Origin of the sequence: Methanomethylovorans sp., assembly GCF_050177135.1 — an archaeon.
Classification (GTDB): domain Archaea; phylum Halobacteriota; class Methanosarcinia; order Methanosarcinales; family Methanosarcinaceae; genus Methanomethylovorans.
In genome coordinates this window covers 1-4,842 of record NZ_JBFXHJ010000152.1, presented here as the reverse complement: position 1 = coordinate 4,842, position 4,842 = coordinate 1, and the positions used below count along the sequence as shown (strand labels likewise).

Annotated in this window: 5 protein-coding genes; 3 read left to right on the top strand and 2 right to left on the bottom strand. The window is 38.2% G+C overall.

The genetic code is table 11. The features are described from left to right. Both AB7U21_RS10295 and AB7U21_RS10290 read right to left on the bottom strand, forming a co-directional pair. On the bottom strand, positions 1-663 hold a 663-nt coding region (locus AB7U21_RS10295), incomplete at its 3' end, for an MATE family efflux transporter (RefSeq protein WP_428388816.1). Positions 664-682: 19 nt separating this feature from the next. Beyond that, positions 683-1,147 (bottom strand): MarR family winged helix-turn-helix transcriptional regulator, encoded by a 465-nt coding sequence (locus AB7U21_RS10290; protein ID WP_428388814.1) that lies wholly within the window; start codon positions 1,145-1,147, stop codon positions 683-685. A 916-nt stretch (positions 1,148-2,063) separates the two neighbouring features. Here AB7U21_RS10290 and AB7U21_RS10285 point away from each other — a divergent pair. The 3 genes from AB7U21_RS10285 to AB7U21_RS10275 form a co-directional block, all read left to right on the top strand. Continuing rightward, positions 2,064-2,801 carry an ABC transporter ATP-binding protein gene (locus AB7U21_RS10285; RefSeq protein WP_428388812.1) on the top strand — a complete coding sequence of 246 codons (738 nt, stop codon included), beginning with the start codon at positions 2,064-2,066 and terminating at the stop codon, positions 2,799-2,801. A gap of 10 nt (positions 2,802-2,811) precedes the next feature. Then, on the top strand, positions 2,812-4,116 hold the full coding sequence (locus AB7U21_RS10280; protein WP_428388810.1) for a COG1361 S-layer family protein: 1,305 nt from the start codon (positions 2,812-2,814) through the stop codon (positions 4,114-4,116). A 2-nt stretch (positions 4,117-4,118) separates the two neighbouring features. After that, the coding region (locus AB7U21_RS10275; protein ID WP_428388808.1) for an ABC transporter permease at positions 4,119-4,842 on the top strand (724 nt) is incomplete at its 3' end.

Sequence of the window (4,842 nt, the reverse complement as noted above, 5' to 3'; positions counted from 1 at the left end):
TCCTTTAAGGTAGTATAACATAAGCCAAACCGAAGCAACAGCTTGAGATAGCACGGTTGCAATTGCAGCGCCTTCAACACCCATTCCATAACCAAACATGAAAACCGGATCAAGTATTATATTGAGGCCGCCTCCTAGAAGCATAGCATTCATAGCAAGGCGGGAATTGCCTTCTGATCGGACAATATTCTGAACAGCCACCCCAAAAACAAAGAAAATACCGCCTAAAATAATATACTTAAGGTAATCTCTGGCATAAGGCAGAACTCCGGCAGTTGCCCCGAATACCTTTAAAATGGGTTCGAGGTAAAGAAGGCAAGGAACGACTATAAGCACACTTAAAACCAAACTTAGGGAAAAAACATTCCCAAGAACTCTTTCTGCTTTTTCATTATTTCGTGCTCCAAGAGCCCGGGAGATTATGGAAGATCCACCTGTTCCAAGAACAATTCCAAATGCCATTATGATCATTTGAACTGGGAAAGCTATTGAAAGACCGCCTATAGCCCGGACACTATCTTCTCCATACGCCATTCCCACGAAAAAAGTGTCCACTACATTATAAAGAGCCTGTACCAGCATTCCAATGATAATGGGAGTTGAAAGCTTAAACAGGAGCTTTCTTACATTATCTTTACCAAGAAAATCACTTTTTTCTTCCATTTTCTCATCTCGGTAGTTTTTACTTCATCTCACTTGATTTATCAGATGGAGGCTCGAATCCAGGCTCAAAAAGTTTAATAGCAGCTTTATGGAGAAGTAGCTTCAAAATTTCTGTTTCCACATATGTAAAATCCGAAAAGAGAATTTTGATCATAGAAGCTTGTTTTTCCAATATTAGTTCTCTCATCCCCTTGCCTTTTTCAGTCAGGTAAACCTTGTAAGCTCGAAGATCATTTTCATCCCTTTGCCTGTAAACATAACCTTCTTGTTCAAGACTCTGGATTGATCTGGCACTTGTTGCTTTGCTCACTTTCAGGAGTTTTGCAATGGCTTCTTGGGATATTCCATCATAATGATATAAAACCAGTAAAAACTCAAATTGCCCGCTTCCAATTCGATAAGCTTCGAGTTCTTTTGCCATATAGGCTAAATTGCTCCGCTGAATGTGGGCAATCGAACCTAGTAACATCATTGCATCATCCATACTTTACCCTTCACTTTCAGAATCTGAATATTTTTGTTGAAATTTGACACATTATATAAATAGTAGCATATGAAACTGAATTGATATTTGTAAAATATTATTTTTCGCTTTTCATTGCTCCAAAATAGCTATCGATAAGCTGATCTTTACTAAGATAAATCTTGCACAATATGGACAGATTATTCCATATGAGACTATCAACAGCTTGATAGCTGTATGAGATATATAATAGTTCCGCATGAAACTAAAGTACAACGATAATTCATATGTAAATATCAAATTACTTTAACATAACATAAAAGTATCTATTAAATTTAATATTATTCTACTACTTCCCTTTGTTATGAGGATCTGCAAAATCACTAAATTATTTAAGAAGAGCAGATGTGCAGAGTCAATCTATTTTTCATGAATTACAAAGTGCAAAGAAGTTACTTGTAAAACTAAATATGGATATCGCTTTGTAAATATTTGCATCAACACAAGTAGCAAAAAAGACATCTATTGACTCAATACTCCTACTGTATGATAATTACCGCAATGTGGAGGTAATCTCCACTTTTGATTTATAATCATTTTAACAATGTAGGGATTGCCTTTCATCAAAAAAGATGTGAGGTACCACCCAACACAGCCATCCCCAAACTCCTATGAGTGGCACCACAAAAAGGAGGGAATAGGAGGCATTCCACTCTCCTGTGGATGCCTCCTTTAGGAGATTGACTAAAAAGTAGATTAGTGGTATATAATGGAGAGATATTGTGAAAAAAAGTTACGGGTTAAAAAATTATACTGCCCTTGATAAAAGACGATTCAATCTGTTAGTATGGAATATGGTGAAAAGCTTGTCCAATAGTACAGAGCAAGTTCCATCTCCATCTGTTTCTTCCAGAATCTAAAATAAGGAGATTTCCTTATGGTTGATAACTTTGATGAAGATTTGAATAACAATACTAATTCTTCTACACTCCTTAAACTGAAGGATGTCTGGAAGATCTACCAGATGGGAGAAACTGAATTCGCTGCTTTGAAGGGTATTGATCTAACTATATCAAAAGGCGAGTTTGTGATCATACTGGGTCCAAGCGGTAGTGGGAAAAGTACTTTGATGAACTTGTTAGGCTGCCTTGATATACCAAGTAAAGGCACTGTTTTTCTCAATGGAAAAGATATCTCACAGCTTGGTGAATCTGAACTTGCAATCATTAGAGGTAAAATGATAGGTTTCATTTTCCAGCAGTTCAACCTGCTACCCACTTTAAACACACTCGAAAATGTAATGCTTCCTTTAGAATTCCAGGAAGTAGATTCTTCTTTTGCTACTGACAAAGCCACTAAACTATTAGATATGGTAGGCTTGTCACAAAAAGCGCATAATCTACCATCACAATTGTCTGGTGGCCAGAGACAGAGAGTTGCCATTGCTAGATCACTAGCCGTTGACCCTGATATTATACTGGCTGATGAACCCACAGGTAACCTCGATAGCAAAACAGGAACATACATTCTTGATTTCTTGAGTGATTTGCATAAGAAAAAGGGAAAGACGATTATCATCGTAACACACGATGTGAGTCTTGTCAGATACGCTGAACGAGTCTTTCACATCAAGGATGGACTAGTAGAATCAATAGAAGAAAGAAAAAACAATTAAGGTGACTATAATGAAAAAATTGTTGTTGATTGTGCTCATAATGCTATCTCCCATCGCAAATGCTGCTGCAGCAAGCAATTATGTGGATGCTTCCGGTGTAAGTGTTGCAATTATGAGCCAAACTCCAAACCCTGCAAGACCAGGTGAAACAGTTGAACTGACCCTTAGTGTGCAGAACTTCGGAAATGAGAATCTTAAAAATATAGTTGTGACTGCACAACCTGAATATCCATTCTCACAGGTAAATGGTGAATCATTAACTAAGACAATACCCTACCTCAATGCCAGACAGGACGACGATGAGGCTGCGACAGTAAAATTGAAGTTGAAGATAGATAGTGACGTACCAGCAGGCGCATATGAGCTGGACATTGTTACTACTGATTCAAGTGGTACAACTAAAACAACTACACTGGATATTGAAGTAAGAGGTAAGGAATACGCTCAGATTGTGACAATAAGCAAGTCTAGCATAGACTTTGCCACTGAGGAGCAACTTGATTTTGTAGTTACAAACACTGGAACTTCCCCCTTGAAGAATATGCAGATATCCTGGGATGATTCCACAGGAACGATTTTACCTGTATATTCATCGAATACCAAATACATTAGATATCTTGCTGCCAACCAATCTGTAACTGTCGGTTATATAGTAATGGCTGATGTGAATGCAGATCCAGGTCTTTACCAATTGGATGTTACCCTTCAGGTAGAGGACTATAACTCAAATGTCAGTACAATTTCAACGAAAGCTGGAATGTTTGTAGGAGGCGGGACGGATTTCGACGTTGCATTCTCAGATAATTCCGATGGAGAGCTGTCTTTCTCAGTTGCTAATATAGGCAATAATGAAGCTTATTCAGTGAAAGTATCTATCCCTGAACAGGATGGTTATACTGTATCAGGCAGTTCTTCTTCAATTGTAGGTAATCTGGAAAAAGGAGACTATACAATTGCCTCTTTTGCAATAGCAAAGGAGGGAGTAGGAAATGCTCAAAGCACTCCTAATGGGAAATCAAGCACAAATACATCAGAAACCAGCAATGAACTAAAAGTTTTGATAGAATACACAGACTCTGCAGGTCAGAGGAATACTGTAGAAAAATCAGTTCAGATTTCACAGGACACAACCTCAGCAAATTCTAATGTACAAACGAATTCGTCAAGCTTAAGCTCAATCGTATACATCATTTTGATAGCAGTGGCTCTTGCCGGATATGTAAAGTATTACAAAAAAAGGCATGGTGAGAATCCTGCTGCAGTTCAAAAGCTGGGTTCACTTTTACAACATGGAAAAAAGAAAGAAGGTAATTAACGATGAAGACCAGCGGCTATCTGAAGATGGCTTTAAGCATTCTGTATCATAGTAAGATCCGCAGCTGGCTCACAATTATAGGAATAGTGATAGGCATAGCTTCGGTCGTAACTATAATTTCCATTAGCGATAGTATGACTGCAGACATGGAAGAGCGTATGTCGGAATTCGACCTAACTATAATTACTATCACACCTGGCTATAGCAAGGCTTCGTCAGTAATGGGACCACCGGGGATGGGGGGTGGTTCCTCTACAGATGCTGAACTTACTAAAAAGGATATAAGAGATATTAAACTGATAAGCAATATTTCCTATATAGATGGGCGTATATCAGGCGGAGACGAAGAGGTATACTTTATGGGTGAATCTGCAAGTCTCTCCATAAACGGCGTCGATTCCCAAGTATGGCAGTATATGTCCACATATGAGCTGGAATCCGGAAGGATGCTTGATCCGGCGGACAATAATGTTGCAGTCATAGGCTATAGCGTTGCACATGAAGTTTTTGATAATCAGATCAGTGTGAACAGGATAGTTAAAATCAATGAAAAATCCGTTCGAGTAGTAGGCATTCTTGAAGACGGAGAAGACGATAATGCCATTTATATGCCTATAGATGCAGCAGTGGATATAATAGAAGATGCAGAGAATGAGGTTTATGATTCAATTGTTGTGCAGGTAAACGATGTAAATAATGTAGAAACAGCAAAAGAAGAAATTGAAA

Coding starts and splice junctions, on each gene's coding strand:
- AB7U21_RS10290 (WP_428388814.1), bottom strand. CDS start 1,147: ATGGATGATGCAATGATGTTACTAGGTTCGATTGCCCACATTCAGCGG.
- AB7U21_RS10285 (WP_428388812.1), top strand. CDS start 2,064: ATGGTTGATAACTTTGATGAAGATTTGAATAACAATACTAATTCTTCT.
- AB7U21_RS10280 (WP_428388810.1), top strand. CDS start 2,812: ATGAAAAAATTGTTGTTGATTGTGCTCATAATGCTATCTCCCATCGCA.